General features: G+C 45.9%; 13 protein-coding genes and 1 pseudogene. 11 read left to right on the top strand and 3 right to left on the bottom strand.

What is annotated here, in order from left to right:
* The first annotated feature begins 61 nt into the window (after positions 1 to 61).
* A complete protein-coding gene (locus QOS03_RS05140; RefSeq protein ID WP_283575576.1) occupies positions 62 to 1180 on the top strand; it encodes an SGNH/GDSL hydrolase family protein in 1119 nt (372 codons plus the stop codon).
* 66 nt (positions 1181 to 1246) lie between these two features.
* Here QOS03_RS05140 and QOS03_RS05135 read toward each other — a convergent pair whose 3' ends face one another.
* Positions 1247 to 2326, bottom strand: a complete 1080-nt coding sequence (locus QOS03_RS05135) for an Ldh family oxidoreductase (protein ID WP_283575575.1) — start codon at positions 2324 to 2326, stop codon at positions 1247 to 1249.
* A gap of 437 nt (positions 2327 to 2763) precedes the next feature.
* On the opposite strand from QOS03_RS05135, the gene QOS03_RS05130 reads away from it, so the two are divergent.
* Positions 2764 to 3282, top strand: coding sequence for a hypothetical protein (locus QOS03_RS05130; RefSeq protein ID WP_283575574.1), 519 nt, complete (start codon positions 2764 to 2766; stop codon positions 3280 to 3282).
* Between the two features lie 208 nt (positions 3283 to 3490).
* Here the strand turns inward: QOS03_RS05130 and thrC are convergent, their stop codons facing one another.
* Positions 3491 to 4984, bottom strand: a complete 1494-nt coding sequence (gene thrC / locus QOS03_RS05125) for a threonine synthase (RefSeq protein WP_283575573.1) — start codon at positions 4982 to 4984, stop codon at positions 3491 to 3493.
* A gap of 130 nt (positions 4985 to 5114) precedes the next feature.
* On the opposite strand from thrC, the gene QOS03_RS05120 reads away from it, so the two are divergent.
* The 9 genes from QOS03_RS05120 (at position 5115) to QOS03_RS05080 (ending at position 13960) form a co-directional block, all read left to right on the top strand.
* A complete protein-coding gene (locus QOS03_RS05120; RefSeq protein ID WP_283575572.1) occupies positions 5115 to 6398 on the top strand; it encodes a homoserine dehydrogenase in 1284 nt (427 codons plus the stop codon).
* Positions 6399 to 6409: 11 nt separating this feature from the next.
* Complete coding sequence (gene thrB / locus QOS03_RS05115) at positions 6410 to 7273, top strand: homoserine kinase (protein WP_283575571.1); 864 nt, start codon at positions 6410 to 6412, stop codon at positions 7271 to 7273.
* Positions 7274 to 7729: 456 nt separating this feature from the next.
* Complete coding sequence (locus QOS03_RS05110; RefSeq protein ID WP_283575570.1) at positions 7730 to 8923, top strand: MFS transporter; 1194 nt, start codon at positions 7730 to 7732, stop codon at positions 8921 to 8923.
* A gap of 3 nt (positions 8924 to 8926) precedes the next feature.
* Positions 8927 to 9187, top strand: a complete 261-nt coding sequence (locus tag QOS03_RS05105) for a chorismate mutase (RefSeq protein WP_283575568.1) — start codon at positions 8927 to 8929, stop codon at positions 9185 to 9187.
* Positions 9188 to 9231: 44 nt separating this feature from the next.
* A complete protein-coding gene (aroC, locus tag QOS03_RS05100; RefSeq protein WP_283575567.1) occupies positions 9232 to 10398 on the top strand; it encodes a chorismate synthase in 1167 nt (388 codons plus the stop codon).
* A 13-nt stretch (positions 10399 to 10411) separates the two neighbouring features.
* Complete coding sequence (gene aroA / locus QOS03_RS05095; RefSeq protein WP_283575566.1) at positions 10412 to 11713, top strand: 3-phosphoshikimate 1-carboxyvinyltransferase; 1302 nt, start codon at positions 10412 to 10414, stop codon at positions 11711 to 11713.
* Positions 11710 to 12558 carry a prephenate dehydrogenase gene (locus QOS03_RS05090; RefSeq protein WP_283575565.1) on the top strand — a complete coding sequence of 283 codons (849 nt, stop codon included), beginning with the start codon at positions 11710 to 11712 and terminating at the stop codon, positions 12556 to 12558. Before aroA ends, QOS03_RS05090 begins: the two co-directional genes overlap by 4 nt.
* Positions 12559 to 12569: 11 nt before the next feature.
* Positions 12570 to 13088 carry a shikimate kinase gene (locus QOS03_RS05085; RefSeq protein WP_283575564.1) on the top strand — a complete coding sequence of 173 codons (519 nt, stop codon included), beginning with the start codon at positions 12570 to 12572 and terminating at the stop codon, positions 13086 to 13088.
* Between the two features lie 425 nt (positions 13089 to 13513).
* Positions 13514 to 13960, top strand: a complete 447-nt coding sequence (locus QOS03_RS05080) for a helix-turn-helix domain-containing protein (protein WP_283575563.1) — start codon at positions 13514 to 13516, stop codon at positions 13958 to 13960.
* Between the two features lie 60 nt (positions 13961 to 14020).
* Here QOS03_RS05080 and QOS03_RS05075 read toward each other — a convergent pair.
* Positions 14021 to 15334, bottom strand: a pseudogene (locus QOS03_RS05075) (MFS transporter).
* Between the last annotated feature and the right edge of the window lie 265 nt (positions 15335 to 15599).

Genomic DNA, 15599 nt, shown 5'->3' with positions numbered 1-15599 from the left:
GCAGGTAGGGACCGGCGTGTTATAGCGTCGGCCCTTTTTTATGAAGAAAGGAGGCCAGCAAATGGGATGGCAGATTGCTTACAGCCGCTTACCACATGATTTCAGTGGGCTGCCTTTTAAAATGAAAAAACTGACGCAATTAATCAAGATTACACCCCAGGTCAGCGGCGATGGGTTGCGCTTGCAGCTACATAACCACTTTGGAGATGAGCCACTGGTTTTTGATCGACTTGAAGTCAGCGACAATGAAAAAATGCAAGGTGCCAAAATGATTACACGTGGCGGTCAAACGCGAATCGTCATCGCCAGTCATGGTACGGCGCAAACCGATACCTTGCCGTTTCAGGTTACTGCTGGCCAGCCGCTTTATTTTAGGATGTGTGCAACGTGTAACCAGTCATATGTTGATTTTAGCTGTGTTTATGATGAGACGTTTTATAATGCCATCAATAGCAATTCGACAACGGCAACGCCTCGTCTCCCGCATAACTGGCAGGCACGCAAAGGCTGGTTTTGCATAAGCTGCCTAGAGGTCTGGACAGCTGAAAAAATGCCAATTATTGAGCTGACGGGTGATTCATCGGCCGAAACTGGGATGATTGAGACCGGACTGATTAAGCAGCTTTTAGGACAGGGCGTGGTAGTCAATACGGGAATCTCCGGCAATCGGCTGCTGCATGATGCACCGCAAGACGGTCCGCTTTATCAAACGTTTGGTCAGGCCCTGCTAAAAAGAGTTACGCATCCAGTTTATTCGTTTCCGCATCCAGTAATTGCCTTGATTGGCAGTAATGATCTGGTTTTACCGTTAATTGACGCTCAATCGACTCATGAACTGGTAACGCCAATTCAATATCTAGCTGGGGTCAGTGAATTAAAGCATATCTTGGATGAACGCCATTGTCCGCTGATTTTAACAACGATTCCGCCATTCTCGCCGCGAGTAGATGAGAAACAAGCCGGTGTGTTGCTTGATGCTCAGCAGCGCCGTTTATTAATTAACGAAGAATTGATAAAATTTCCATGGGTCGTTGATCTGGATCCGCTGCTGCTTGATGATAAAGGCGGTCTCAAAAAAATTTATGATTTTGGTGATCATCTGCATCTCAATGAGGCCGGTGGGATGGCAGTCGCGCGGGCAATTCTGCGAAAAATAGGGCAGCTTGATGATTGGCCGTAAAATCAGAATTAATTAATAAAAGCCGTCACGGAAAAACTCCGTGGCGACTTTTGATTTATTCTCATATTAAACCGCTGCCGGCATTTCAATGTGCAGATCAGCGGCGATTTCCTGCATTTGTTCAATCGTCTTGGCATCAATGTTAACGCCGTGATTTTGATTTTCAGCCAGGTTCTTGTATTCGCGGTCGCCTGGTACCCAGATTGTCTTGCCAGGTACGTGGTTGAGATGGCGAATCCGATCAAACATGCTGGTAGCATTGGCCTTAAGTGTTTCAACGTCACCAAAGAAGGCCGGATCAAAAGCAAAGACAAATTGGCTGAAGTCGTGTTTACCCGTGTTGGTATCAGCTGAAATGGAACCTTGGGCTAAAATACCAGTTAGAATCTCAACGACGATGGAGTTGCCCATGCCCTTGTAGTTGGAGTTGACCTCACTGCCGCCCAGTGTCAAGAGACCGCCGCCTTTTTGCTCTTCTTCAAAGGCCGCGGTTGCCAATATGCTTTCAGCTTCTTTAGGATCCTTGACGACTTGACGATTCTTATCAACGACCCAGTTGCCTGGCAGCTCAATGCCTTTTTTGTCCGCCAGCTGAATCTTGCCGCCAGCAACCACAGAAGTAGCACCGTCAAAAATGAAAGGATGCGGTGAGGCCGGGAAGCCAAACGCAAAGGCGTTCGATCCTAGGAATGCTTCAGTGGCATTGGTTGGGACTACCAAAGGCCGCGTGTTGGTCAAAGCAATTCCGGACAGCCCCGCATCAAGAGCCTTGCGAACGTAATAACCCGCAATGCCAAAATGGTTGGAATTGCGAACAACGCCAATGCCGACCCCAATCTGCTTGGCTTTTTCAATTACTTTGTCCATAGCCAGACCGGCTGCCAGATGCCCCATATTTTGATTGGCATCAACTAAAACGGCGCCAGGCAGTTCTTTTAAAATTTTGGCGTGGTTTTGTGGAACGATGATGCCATCATTGATCATACTGCGGTACCAGTAGAGTCGTTGGATCCCGTGTGAGGAGATTCCCCGCAGATCAGCATCAACCAGCGTATCAGCAATTAAGGCGCCATCCTCTTTTCTAAAGCCTAATTTATCAAAAACGGTTTGAATGTATTTACGTTCATCTTCAGCATTGATTCGCATTGTTCTTTCATCCTTTCATAATAAAAAATGCCCCTGAGTTGAAAGCTCAAGGGCGTTTTAATGCGCTGTACCACCTTGGTTCGTCATTGAAAATCAATGACCTCCACGACTGATAACGGTGGTCAACCGGGAACGTAGCTTGCACCCGCTCCATTTAACAATGAGTTCATTTCGCCATATTTGCCAATGCGTGCTTGCACCAGATCACGCTCGCTAAAATTAGAAAAGACGGTTACTACTCTCACTAACTTTTCATTATTTTGATTAAGATCATTTTAGAAACAGATTGTTAATTTGTCAACCGGATCTGCTGAATAATTTTAAGTATTGCTGAGAGATGGGACGCATAAAAAGTAATACATCGGAATGTGCAAACGCTTGCTCAAAAACTGAAAGGGCTTTATAATAGAGCTAATCAAAATTCTGGAGGCACTAAAATGCAAAAATTTTCCGTACGACATCCTTTAATAGCTGGCTATATCGTAACCTTGATTGCTGTTATGGTATTTTTAGCGCTGCGCAGTATCGTTGGAACTGATCTGCTAAATCTGCTGGGGATGATCGCACTGGTCGGCCTGGCGTTTTATTGGAATACGATGAACTCATACGCCAAGCTGGCCTGTGAAAAATACGATCTGCATTTTAACCTTGGTCAAAAAGAGCGGCATAATCCCCACTGGCCGCTGTACTTTAATACGGTCCTGTTTGCCGTAGCTGCCGTAACGATTCTGTTTTTAAATATTTCGTTTTATGGTGCGCGGATCATCGGGGTCGTAATGGCCATTATTGCAGTTAATGCCTTTATTCCATTGCCAACGCGTAAACTAGCACAAAATCATGAAATCAGAGAACTGGTCAATCAACTGAACGCCAAACGTAAGGCAGAATTTTACGGTACGACTAAGGATCAGCAGACTATGCGGACGATTTCCAAGCTGGCTAAGTCTGAAAAATAGCAAGTTAAGATAATTGACTTAAAACGTCATCGGGTAATCATCCTGATGGCGTTTTCTTATTTTATTAGCCAACCGGTTTAACATAACAGTACAAATTTACCTTAACTGAAATTTCCAAACAAAAGACAAATAAATATCACCGATCAAAAAATTGTCAATAGAAAACCCCAACCGGATTTAATCCGATCAGGGCATCTCATACAGATGATTACTTCAGCTCCAGAACCTCAGCAATCAGTTTTTCCATTTCATCAGGTGCAACCAATGATTCCTTGCGTGGCTGATGATCAAACAGTTCCTTGACTCCAGCAGTTAATTCACCGCCCACCAGGTCATGCAGCTGCTTGATGGCTGGCAGACCTTGCTGTTGGGTATCCTGGCCAGTCAAAGCATGATAGACGGTTTCTGGGAATTTATATGGGCTGGCGGTTGAAACGATAACCATTGGCGTCTGATCATCACTGTTCTTTTGATATTGACGAGCGACAAATGATCCCACGGCGGTATGCGGATCAATCAAATAGCCGCTGGTTTCATAGACATATTTAATCTCACCCGCGACCTGGCTCTGCGTAGCGTAACCAGCCGCAAATTCAGAATCCAGCTTGGCTTTGGCAGCAGCAGTGATCTGATACCAGCCATCGTTTTGCAGTTGTTCCATCAAATTCTTAACGGCTGGCGCATCTTCATCATAAACATCAAACAAGAGTCGTTCCAAGTTGCTAGAAACCAGAATGTCCATGGCTGGTGCAGAGGTTAGATGAAAGGCGCGTCGCCGATCATATTTGCCAGTAGTAAAGAAATCGGTCAAGACGTTATTTTCATTTGAGGCGCAGATCAGCTTTTTGATTGGCAGTCCCAGCTTCTTGGCGTACCAGCCGGCCAGAATGTCACCAAAGTTTCCAGTTGGTACGGTGAAGTTGATCGCATCGCCAAGTTTGATCTGGCCTTGTTCAACCAGCTGACCATAAGCGGCGAAATAGTAGACAACCTGTGGAATCAGCCGGCCGATATTCATTGAGTTGGCAGAGGAGAACTGGTAGCCATTGTCAATCAAGCGCTGGTTAAAGGCCTGGTCGTTAAAGATCTGCTTGACTTCAGTCTGGGCATCGTCAAAATTCCCCTTAACAGCCACAGCGGTAAGGTTTTGCCCCGGCTGCCCCAGCATCTGCTTTAGCTGAACTGGACTGACGCCACCATCTGGATAAAAGACGATTACCTGCGTGCCATCAACATTGGAAAAACCGCGCATTGAAGCCGTTCCAGTGTCACCAGACGTTGCGGTTAGGATTACGATATCACGATTAACCCCATTGAGCTTAACGGCTTTGGTCATCAATTGTGGCAGCATCTGCAGGGCAATATCCTTGAAGGCCAGGGTTGGACCATGATAAAGCTCCAGATAGTTAAAGCCGGCTTTTTCACGACTCAATGGCGCGATTGAATCATCATCCCATTGACTGGCATAGGCCTTGGTTGTACCATCAGCCAGCTGGTCTTCAGGATAGTCATCAAAAAACCATTGCAGGATCGTCTTTGCCAGTTGCTGATAGGGCAGCTGGATTAATTCCTCCAGATCGTACGCTGGTTTGGGAAAGTCAACCGGAACGTACAATCCGCCATCTGGGGCCAGTCCTTGAACAACGGCGTCACTTGATTTTAATGCATCTTTAACATTACCACGCGTACTGCGATAGTTCATTGTGATCCTCCATTCTTAATACGGTAGTGGTTTGGTAGAATTCTTTTAAATATTGTAGCCTATGGATAGTCCATGTTACAATCATAAATATGAAAATTTAATTAAAAACTACAGAGAATGGAGTAGCGCTATGGAAACTGTCAAACTGGGACTGCTGGGGCTGGGTACGGTCGGCTCTGGTGTTTTAGAAATGATTGAAAACAACGAGAGTAAGATTCGCAATATTATTGGTCGTGAACTGTCAGTTAAAACAGTTGTGGTTCGTCATCCAGAAAAGCACCAAAATGCAGCTGCTGACATCAAACTAACAACTGAATTTGAAGAAGTGCTTAATGATAATGAGATTCAAATCGTCGTTGAGCTGATTGGGGGAATTCATCCTGCCAAAGAATATATCGAGCGTCTGTTAAAGGCACATAAAAGCGTTGTAACTGCAAACAAAGACTTGATTGCTTCATACGGTCCGGAACTAGCCGCTCTAGCTTACGAGAATCACTGTGACTTGATGTATGAAGCCAGTGTAGCTGGGGGGATTCCAATCCTGCGTACGATCGTCAACAGCTTTGCAGCCGACAACATTCTAGAGGTTAAGGGGATCGTTAATGGTACGACCAACTATATTTTGACCCAGATGAACCAAAAGCACTGGACATATGATGAGGCACTAAAGAAGGCGCAAGAGCTTGGTTTTGCTGAAGCAGATCCGACCAATGACGTCACTGGTAAAGACGCGGCCTATAAGATGATCATTTTGAGCTATTTTGCTTTTGGGACGCAGCTTAAGATTGATGACTTTAAGACTGAAGGAATCGACACTTTAAATGCTTTTGATGTCAGTCAAGCCGAATCGCTCGGCTATGTTATCAAGCTGGTCGGTTCAGCCAAGGTTATCAATGGTGGTGTTTTTGTTGATGTTGCGCCAACCTTGGTGCCGGAAGATCATCCATTAGCAACGATCAACAATGAGTTCAATGCCGTTATGGTTACCGGTAAGGCCGTTGGGGACACGCTGTTTTATGGGCCAGGTGCTGGTGGACTGCCAACTGCCAACAGTGTTTTGAGTGATATTACTTCAGAAGTTAAGAACTTGATCATGGGTACCAGCGGCCATGCGTTCAATACTTATCAAAATGAGTATGTACCGGCAGATCCGGATGATGTTTCCTACCCATACTATCTTTCGCTCACGATGCCGGACGTTTCCGGTCAAATGCTTAAATTTACTAAGATCATGGCGGATGTTAAAGCCAGCTTCAGCCAGATCGTACAGTCGCCAATCAAAGATGAAGGGATTGCTCACGTTGCCGTCATTACGCATGAGCTGTCGCAAAGTCAATTGACTAAGCTTAAACATCAGCTGTATAATGCTGACTCGATTAAGCTGAATGCGGCTTACAAGGTTTTTGAAAACTAGGGGGAATGATTATGCAGATTAAAGTGCCAGCTTCCAGTGCCAATCTGGGTCCAGGATTTGATTCAATCGGCATGGCAGTGTCACTTTATTTAACGCTGGACGTGTTGGAACCAAGCGATAAGTGGGTGATTGATCATGATTTTAAAGATCTGCCGCATGATGAATCCAATATGATCATTGATACTGCCTTAAAAATCAAACCGGATCTGGCACCGCATCACTTGAAAATGCAGTCGGTAATTCCAGTTGCTCATGGTTTGGGCAGCAGTTCCAGTGCTATCGTAGCCGGAATTGAATTAGCCAATACGCTTGGTCAGCTGCAAATGAGCAATGATGAAAAAGTAGCAATTGCCTGTGAGATCGAAGGGCATCCAGATAACGTAGCGCCAGCAATTTTGGGGGGATTGGTGATTGGTACCAATGTCAATGGCCATTTTGACGCCATTAAAGCGCCATTGTTGCCTTACGCGCTGGCAGTCTACATTCCTTCGTATAATCTAAAAACCGCCGATGCTCGAGCCGTACTGCCAGACAGCATGACACTCAAACAGGCAACGCATGGCAGCGCGATTGCTAACGTCTTGGTAGCCGGACTGTTTGCCAATCGCTATGATCTGGTTGGTGAATTGATGGAGGCCGACGAGTTTCATGAGCAGTCGCGCGCCAGTCTGGTGCCGGAACTGGTTAAGATTCGTGCTATCGGTCATGAAGCTGGCGCGCTGGCTACCTATTTAAGCGGCGCGGGTCCAACCGTAATGACGATTATCGATAAGCAGGGGATTCCGCGCTTTCGACAGTTGCTTTTACAAGCCGGCCTCAGTGATCCATTATTGGAAATCGAACCTGATACGGAAGGTGTTCAGGTAATTGATTAGTTGAAAATGAGAATTGAACTATCATTTTTTGTACAAAAAGGCTAAAATATCAGGGAATTAAAAATAATTAATCTTTTTTATAATTAAAGGTTGACGAGATAAGATTAGAGTGTTTTAATGTTAACAATCAATTATTGAAAGGGGAAGCCATTATGAAACTTCAATGCCAAAATCGACAAGCGTTTTATTTCGACTTTGCTTATTATGCTTTCGTTTAGCATTCGTGCTGCTCAAGCACGAACGCAAGACGTTCAGCGCTTGAGCAGAGTCGCATTTTGGCGCGTCTTTGCCGGGCATCTCAAATCCAGCAAAGACGAAGTTCACTTCTTCTTTAAAATAACCAACCTTAAGTACATCCCTTCATAAAAGTATTGTGCAGAAGGTCAGCTGGATTGATGAGGCAGACGTCTCGAAACCGGCTGACTTTTTTTAATACCTAACTAAGGGGGATTACTTATGGACATTGCAAAAAATCAAGTCAATACAGTGGCTAAACAACGACTTTCCGTTAGCCTATACCTTAACTACCTGATTCATGGAATGGGGATGATCATTTTAGCCCAAAACATGAATAGCTTAGGAGTTGCTTGGCATCAGCCAATTAAAATCGTTTCATTCGTAATTTCAGGAATCGGCATTGGGCGCTTGATCTCATACTTGATAACTGGGTTTCTGTCAGATAAGATCAGTCGTAAGTTTTTCGTTGAGGTAGGGATGTTTTGTTACGCGGTGTTTGCCTTTGGCATGCCGCTTACCAAAAACATTGGTCTGGCTTATGCCTTTGCGATTCTGGCAGGGGTTGCCAACTCATCATTGGATGCCGGTACTTACACGACTTTCGTGGAAATGAACGGCGGTAACGGAGCCTACACGATTTTAATCAAGGCCTTCGTTTCCGTTGGTGAATTCATCTTGCCAATTCTGGTTACGATTCTGGCTAATCAAGGGATGTGGTTTGGCTGGAGTTTCATGGCAATGGTGGCTTTGCTGATTATCAATTTCTGTCTGATTTTGCCGCTGAAGTTTCCAGTTGCCAACCAAGCCAATGGTGATGCGGTGCATGAACAGGATGCCAAAATTAATGGAACTGCTAAAAAAATCATGACTGGCGCTTTGATTGTTTACGGTTACTCTTCAATGGCCTTGATGATTTGGTTTACGCAGTGGATCACGATGTTTGCGCAACAGACGCTACACATGTCAAATGGTGCTGCTCACTTTTTACTTTCACTATACAGTATCGGTTCAATTACCGGCGTCTTGGTGCTGTTTGCCTTACTGGGACACAATGTCAAGGAATCGCATCTGCTATTGGTTGTTAATATGATTGCCTTGGTATCATTGCTGGTGATCATGCAAAGCGAACAGTCGCTTTTGATGCAGATTGCTTCATTTACTTTTGGACTTAGCGCCGCTAGCGGGATTATGCAGACTGGCCTGACGATCTTTATGAAACTTTACCCAACCCACCGTGGTATGATTACCGGTGTCTTCTACTTCTTTGGCAGCATTGCCTCATTCACGGTGCCAATTATTACTGGGATGCTTTCTGATATTAACATGGCAACTGTTATGGCTGGGGATCTGGTAATGGCTGGAATTGGAATTTTAGTTGCTGTAATTGTGATGGCTGCTGAAAAGAAAGGATAACTAATGGAAAATCCACAATTAAACGCGCTGCGCGATCAGATCAATGCTATTGACGAAAAGCTGGTGCAATTGCTTGAGCAGCGTTTCGCCATTGTTAAAGAAGTCGGGGTGGTCAAGCAGGCTGCCAAGCTACCAATAAGAGACGAGAAACGAGAGCAGGCGGTTTTGAACCGGCTAAAAGCAAAAGTCGATGATAAAGCGCTGCAGCCGGCAATACAAGCCATTTTCCAAACGATTATGGACGAAGCTAAAAAGCTGGAGTAATGACGCTGAATACGGAACGGGAAAATTAGAAAAGAGGAACATTTATGAACTACTTGACTGCCGGTGAATCGCATGGACCACAGCTGACCGGAATCTTAGAAGGTATCCCAGCAGGCCTGCACTTGGATGTGGAGCAAATCAACCAGGCGCTGGCTGCTCGCCAAGGGGGCTATGGACGCGGCAACCGCCAAAAAATTGAACATGATACGGTTGAAATTGTTGGTGGCGTCCGTCATGGCGTAACATTAGGCTCACCAATTGCATTGACAGTCAAAAACCGCGATCATGCACATTGGTCGGAAATCATGAATCCAACCTCTCCAGCTACGCCAGAAAATACCGTACGCAAGGTGAACCATCCACGGCCCGGGCACGCGGATTTGGTTGGTGGCATGAAGTACCGGCATCGTGACCTGCGCAACGTTTTAGAACGTTCATCAGCTAGGGAGACGGCGATGCGCGTGGCAGTCGGCAATATCTGCGAACAGCTGTTGAACGCGTTAGACATTTCAATCGTCGGCTATGTACAGCAGGTTGGCTTTATCGATGCTCGCGGCAAACAACCTGATAATGTCAAGGCAATTGAAATGCTGATTGCCCAAAATGACTTAAGAATCATTGACAACACCAAAGTTGAGGCGATTCATCAATTGATTGACCAAACCAAGCGCAATGGCGACACGTTAGGCGGGATTATCCGCGTGGTTGCGGAAAACGTACCTGCTGGCTTAGGCAGTCACGTCAGTTGGGACACCAAATTAGATGGCAAGTTGGCAGCTGCCGTAATGGGAGTCAATGCCATGAAGGGAGTCTCGATTGGTGACGGATTTGAAAATGCAGTCCGGCTGGGCAGTCAGGTAATGGATGAAATCAGTTGGAATCAAGAAACCGGCTACTCACGTTTGAGTAATCACTTGGGCGGTTTTGAAGGCGGGATGACTAATGGTATGCCAATTATCATCAACGCGGCCATGAAGCCAATTCCAACTTTATACAAACCACTGCAGACAGTTGACGTAACCAATCATGAACCAGTTAAGGCCAATGTTGAGCGTTCTGATACGACCGCAATCGTGCCGGCATCTTTGGTCGTTGAAAATGTCGTTGCCATCGAGCTGGCCAAGGCAATTACGGATGCGTTTGAAGCTTCCAGCCTGGAACGTCTACAGGCTGAAGTGGCCGCTTGGCGTCAGGAAATGCGCGAATACTAAAGGAGGAAACGTCATGAAAGAACTTGCCACGGCCCCACACGGACTTCATGGATCATTGACGGTACCTGGCGATAAAAGTATTTCACATCGCGCGGTCATGCTGGGAGCAATCAGTAAGGGAGAAACGGTAATTCATCATTTTTTGGATGGCGATGATTGTCTGTCGACTTTAAAGGCTTTTAATGATATGGGTGTTAAAAGCGAACGTGATGGGGGGACCGTTGTTATTCACGGCAATGGAATCGATGCACTAAACAAGCCGGCACAGCCTCTGGATATGGGGAATTCTGGCACGACTACGCGCTTGTTGATGGGGATTTTAGCAGGCCGTGACTTTGAGACGCGACTTTTTGGAGATGCCTCATTGCAAAAACGCCCGATGAAACGGGTCAGTGAGCCATTAAGTCATTTTGGGGCCCAGGTTGAGCTAACGGATGCCGGGACGTTGCCGGCGACGATTCACGGTCAAAAGTTGCATGGTACCGACTACCAAATGCAAGTGGCCAGCGCGCAGGTCAAGAGTGCATTGATTTTTGCCGCATTACAGGCCAATACGCCATCAACGATTATTGAAAAACTGCCAACCAGAAATCATACCGAAATCATGCTGCGGCAATTTGGCGCCGAAATTGAAACGGAAGCCGATCAAAAAACGATTCATGTTATGCCACAGCCGGAGTTGACAGGGCAAACGGTCGAGGTGCCAGGTGACGTTTCTTCGGCTGCCTTTTTCTTGACAGCCGGGGCAATTGTTCCTGATTCAAAGATTAAGTTGGAACGGGTGAATCTAAATCCAACTCGAACTGGAATTATCGACGTGTTGCAGAAAATGGGCGCTGACCTACAGATCGAAACACTACCAACTAAGGGCGAGCCGTTGGGCAATATTACGATTGCGACCAGTCAGCTCAAGCCGATTCAAATCGAAGCTGAAGATATTCCAGCCGTAATTGACGAGTTGCCGTTGGTTGCGCTGTTGGCGGCTTGCGCGGATGGAACCAGCTCGATTCGGGGAGCAGAAGAGCTGCGGGTAAAAGAAACGGATCGAATTCAAACCGTAGTTGCTGAGCTGCGTAAATTAGGCGTTCAAATTGAAGAGCTTGCAGACGGTATGATCATTGAGGGAAGAAATGAATGGGCAATTAACAACGATCAGCTTGATAGCTATGGTGATCATCGCATTGGTATGATGGACACGATTGCGGCATTAAAGGCTCCACGACCACTGCAGCTCGCGCATGCGGATGCGGTCAGTGTTTCATACCCTAAGTTTTTCCAGGATCTGCAAAAGCTTTTAGGAGGCGGTCACGCATGACGACGGTCTTTGTAAAAGGATTGGGTCTAATCGGCAGCACGCTGATTCGGGCAATTCGCCAAAAACATCCTCAATATCGTATCGTGGGCAGCGATATCTCCACGGCAACGCTGGATTTTGCCATTGAGCAGGGATTGATTGATGATGCGGGGACCAATCTATACCAAGCTGATCAGGCTGATTTTATTATTCTTGCCGGGCCCGTATCGGCAATTGTCAAAGACCTGCATGACTTAGCGCAATTGGAGCTAAAGCCGGGAGTGGTCATTACCGATGCTGGCAGTACCAAGCAGACGATTATTGATGCCGCCCAACCGTTGATTGAGCGCGGCAATGTGTTTATCGGGGGTCATCCAATGGCTGGATCGCATGAATCGGGCATTCAAGCCGGGCGAATCGACCTTTTCAAAGACGCCTACTACTTCTTGATTCCAACCAGCGGCTCAAGAGGAATTGCCGAACTCAAAGATCTTTTAAGCGGCCTAAACGTTAATTGGTACTTGATTCATGCGCGCCAACACGATAAAATCGTTGCCCAGCTCAGTCATGTTCCACACGTGATTGCGACAGCTTTAGTTGCCCAATCGGCAGCCACTTTTAAAGATCATCCTGAACTTTTGACTTTGGCCGCGGGTGGATTTAAGTCAACGACTAGAATTGCCAAATCAGATCCGACCATGTGGAGCGCGATCATGCACAACAACCGCGAGCTGATCGTTCATCAGCTTGACGAATACCTAAATGAACTGCAGTTACTACGCCAGGCAATTGCTGACGATGACCAAGAAAAGCTCTTTGCCGTCTTTTCAAAAGCCAAGGCCGATCGTGAACGACTAGATCATTAGGAGGAAGCAAGATGGAACTGATTTTGATAGGATTTATGGGGAGTGGCAAAACCACGATCAGTCGAATGCTGGGTAAGATGCTGAATACATCGGTTACTGATTTGGATGATGAAATCGTTCGTCGTGCTGGTATGACGATTCCTGATATTTTTGCCCAAAATGGCGAGGAATATTTTCGTCAATTAGAACATGATACACTAGCTGACATTATCAAATCTGATCAGGGCATTTTGGCAACTGGCGGTGGCACGCCAATGCGTCCTGACAACCTGACCATACTTAAAGATACGTCGACGCCGGTAGTTCTTTTGAAAGCCAGCGCGATGGAAACGCTGCGGCGGATTGGCGGTGACAGTGGCCGGCCATTGGCTAAGTCTTTAGACGAGAAGGGGATTGCTGATCTGCAGGCCCAGCGTCAGGTTAATTATGATGCCTGTGCCGATTTGACAATCAAAACGGATGGGCTGAGTCCAGCGGCGATTGCTGAAGAGATTGTTAGTTTTTTGAACTTGCCGATATCAGCAAACTAAGTCAGCGCGTCAAAGTTATTTGGTGAAAACTCCTCGCTTCAAGAATGGAGCGAGGAGTTTTAATGTTTTTGCGAACGTCTGTTTGACAAAACTATGCAGATGCGTTAAGATGATTTTTGAAGATTTTGTGAATTCTATTTGATAACGCCAAGCATAAAAGCAACGATGGACAATTCAAGAATTTACAAACTTGCGGAGTGCCGGTCTAAACGCTGTTGTTGGCAATGCTCCCAGCAGTGAGGTTCGATTCCTCACCTCCGCGATTGCCAAGCTCAATTGTTTGGCAGGGGCAAGCTAGCCCTCAGTGGTTAAGGAATCTCATGTCAGTGGGCATGAGATTTTTAAAAGCAATTCGGATAAACCGCTTACAATAAATCGATAAAGTGATATCCTATAGCTTAATTAATTCAGAGGAGGAACTGGACATGAAGAAAAAAGACATCCGTAAACAACTGGAAGCCCGTTTTGAAGAATTGAAGGACAACTCCTATGACTCTTACCAGGCAATGCATAAATTAACCAATGACCTGGGCGAGAAAATCGGTCAAGACAACCTTAATTTCTTTGCCCGTCATGTCAAGGGCGGCCTGACTAAAAAGAAGATGACGAACCTGATTTATGCTGCCACGCATCAAAAGCCGTTGGAAGAAGCCGTTAAATTAGATCCGGCTGCCAAACTAGCCTATCGCATCATCAAATTGCGCCAAGCTAAGGGATGGACTCGCGAAACTTTAAGTCATGCAGCCGGTGTCCCATTGGCTGAACTTAATGCTTTGGAAGATGCCAAGGCTGAAACCGTCAGCTTGGTTGATCTGCAAAAGCTTAGCAATACACTGGGTGGTAAGATCAAGCTGTCTTTTAATTATGCCTAGCCGAAAATCCCGTGACTTTAGTCTCAGTTAAAAATCATGCAGTCTTATCAATCTTACAATTTAATCAGTAGTAGATTCGGTCATTTCTTCATCAATCAACGACCCTGGTTTGAGTACGAAGGCATAGACTAATAATGAAATAAATACCGCGCCTGATACATACCAGAAGAAAGCAGATTCGAGGTGAATGGAACGAAGCCATAAAGCAATATAGTTAACGGTACCACCAAACAGGGCAACGGTAAGTCAATAAGGCATGCCCACGCCCAATGCCCGAATCTCAGATGGGAAAAGCTCAGCCTTGACAATGGCGTTGATCGATGTATAACCAGAAACAATGACGATCCCAATAATCATCAATAATAGTGCTTCCCAGGCAGTTGACGCGCCAGCCAGTAGCGTAAATAGTGGAACCGTGCACAGCGTACCGCCAATCCCAAAGAAAATCAGTAATGGCTTGCGGCCAATCCGATCTGACAGGTGACCAAATAAAGGCTGCAGTATAACCATGACCAGTAATGCCAAGAAGTTGATCATAGCCGCTGTTTTTTTGGAAAGGCCGGTCGTGTTGATCATAAACTGTTGCAGATAGGTCGTGTAGGTATAGAAACTGATCGTGCCGCCAAGCGTCATCCCGACGACCGTCAGCACTTGTTTTGGATAGTGAGCTAAGAGTCGCAGCGTGCCAGCTTGACGATTATTGCGATTACTGGACTTAAACTGATCGGATTCTTCCATTGAGAGTCGTAGCCACAAAACAATCATCGCACCAACCGCGCCAATAGCAAATGGGATTCGCCAGGCAAAGTCGTACAGCTGTTGGCTAGTATAAACAGCTTGTAGAAAAATTTGTACAAGCAGCGCGCTCAGTTGACCGCCAATCAATGTAACGTATTGAAATGATGAGTAAAAGCCGCGTCGATTTGGTGATGCCATTTCCGACATGTAGGTAGCTGAAGTTCCATATTCACCACCTAATGAAAGGCCTTGGATCAGCCGTGTCACAATCAAGATAACTGGTGACCAGATGCCGATTCGTGCGTAGGTTGGGACTAGTGCAATAACCAATGAACCGGCCGCCATAATTGAAACCGAAAGCGTCAATGCGGCGCGACGTCCCCTGCGATCTGCAAAACGGCCCATCACGAATGATCCTAGCGGCCGCATGAAAAAGCCAATTGCAAAAACACCAGCAGTTGCCAAAAGTTCCGCTGTTTGGTTATTGGCTGGGAAAAAGGCCCCTGAGAAATAAATGGCGAACGAGGCATAGACATACCAGTCAAACCATTCAATCATATTGCCCAAAGATCCTTTTAAAATGTTGCTGGCAATCTGGCGTTCACTGCGTTGCTCCGTTGGAATAGTTGCTTGCATATAAATTACCTCGCTTTCAAATTGATTTTTAAGATTGGGCATAGCTTAACGCATTAAAAAGCATAAGTTAATAGTCTTAAACTAATCAATCACTCGTTCTGGCGGCGCTTACAACCGATGATTTTAAAGTGGCAAAGTTTAATGATTCTGAATACCTGCAAAATATAAAACGCCCTGACCAAGCTAAGGGCACTATTGCCTGTCAAGTATACAGTTTAAATAGAAAAATTATTTATGCGGCTTGAGCGCGGAACTTTTCTGCGCT

The sequence above is a fragment of the Limosilactobacillus pulli genome, from assembly GCF_947381555.1.
In the GTDB taxonomy this organism is placed as follows: Bacteria; Bacillota; Bacilli; order Lactobacillales; family Lactobacillaceae; genus Limosilactobacillus; species Limosilactobacillus pulli.
This window is presented reverse-complemented; position numbering and strand designations above follow the sequence as displayed.

Bases quoted from the DNA above. Each gene is read 5' to 3' on its own strand.
- QOS03_RS05140 (WP_283575576.1), top strand. From the start codon at position 62: ATGGGATGGCAGATTGCTTACAGCCGCTTACCACATGATTTCAGTGGG.
- QOS03_RS05135 (WP_283575575.1), bottom strand. From the start codon at position 2,326: ATGCGAATCAATGCTGAAGATGAACGTAAATACATTCAAACCGTTTTT.
- QOS03_RS05130 (WP_283575574.1), top strand. From the start codon at position 2,764: ATGCAAAAATTTTCCGTACGACATCCTTTAATAGCTGGCTATATCGTA.
- thrC (WP_283575573.1), bottom strand. From the start codon at position 4,984: ATGAACTATCGCAGTACGCGTGGTAATGTTAAAGATGCATTAAAATCA.
- QOS03_RS05120 (WP_283575572.1), top strand. From the start codon at position 5,115: ATGGAAACTGTCAAACTGGGACTGCTGGGGCTGGGTACGGTCGGCTCT.
- thrB (WP_283575571.1), top strand. From the start codon at position 6,410: ATGCAGATTAAAGTGCCAGCTTCCAGTGCCAATCTGGGTCCAGGATTT.
- QOS03_RS05110 (WP_283575570.1), top strand. From the start codon at position 7,730: ATGGACATTGCAAAAAATCAAGTCAATACAGTGGCTAAACAACGACTT.
- QOS03_RS05105 (WP_283575568.1), top strand. From the start codon at position 8,927: ATGGAAAATCCACAATTAAACGCGCTGCGCGATCAGATCAATGCTATT.
- aroC (WP_283575567.1), top strand. From the start codon at position 9,232: ATGAACTACTTGACTGCCGGTGAATCGCATGGACCACAGCTGACCGGA.
- aroA (WP_283575566.1), top strand. From the start codon at position 10,412: ATGAAAGAACTTGCCACGGCCCCACACGGACTTCATGGATCATTGACG.
- QOS03_RS05090 (WP_283575565.1), top strand. From the start codon at position 11,710: ATGACGACGGTCTTTGTAAAAGGATTGGGTCTAATCGGCAGCACGCTG.
- QOS03_RS05085 (WP_283575564.1), top strand. From the start codon at position 12,570: ATGGAACTGATTTTGATAGGATTTATGGGGAGTGGCAAAACCACGATC.
- QOS03_RS05080 (WP_283575563.1), top strand. From the start codon at position 13,514: ATGAAGAAAAAAGACATCCGTAAACAACTGGAAGCCCGTTTTGAAGAA.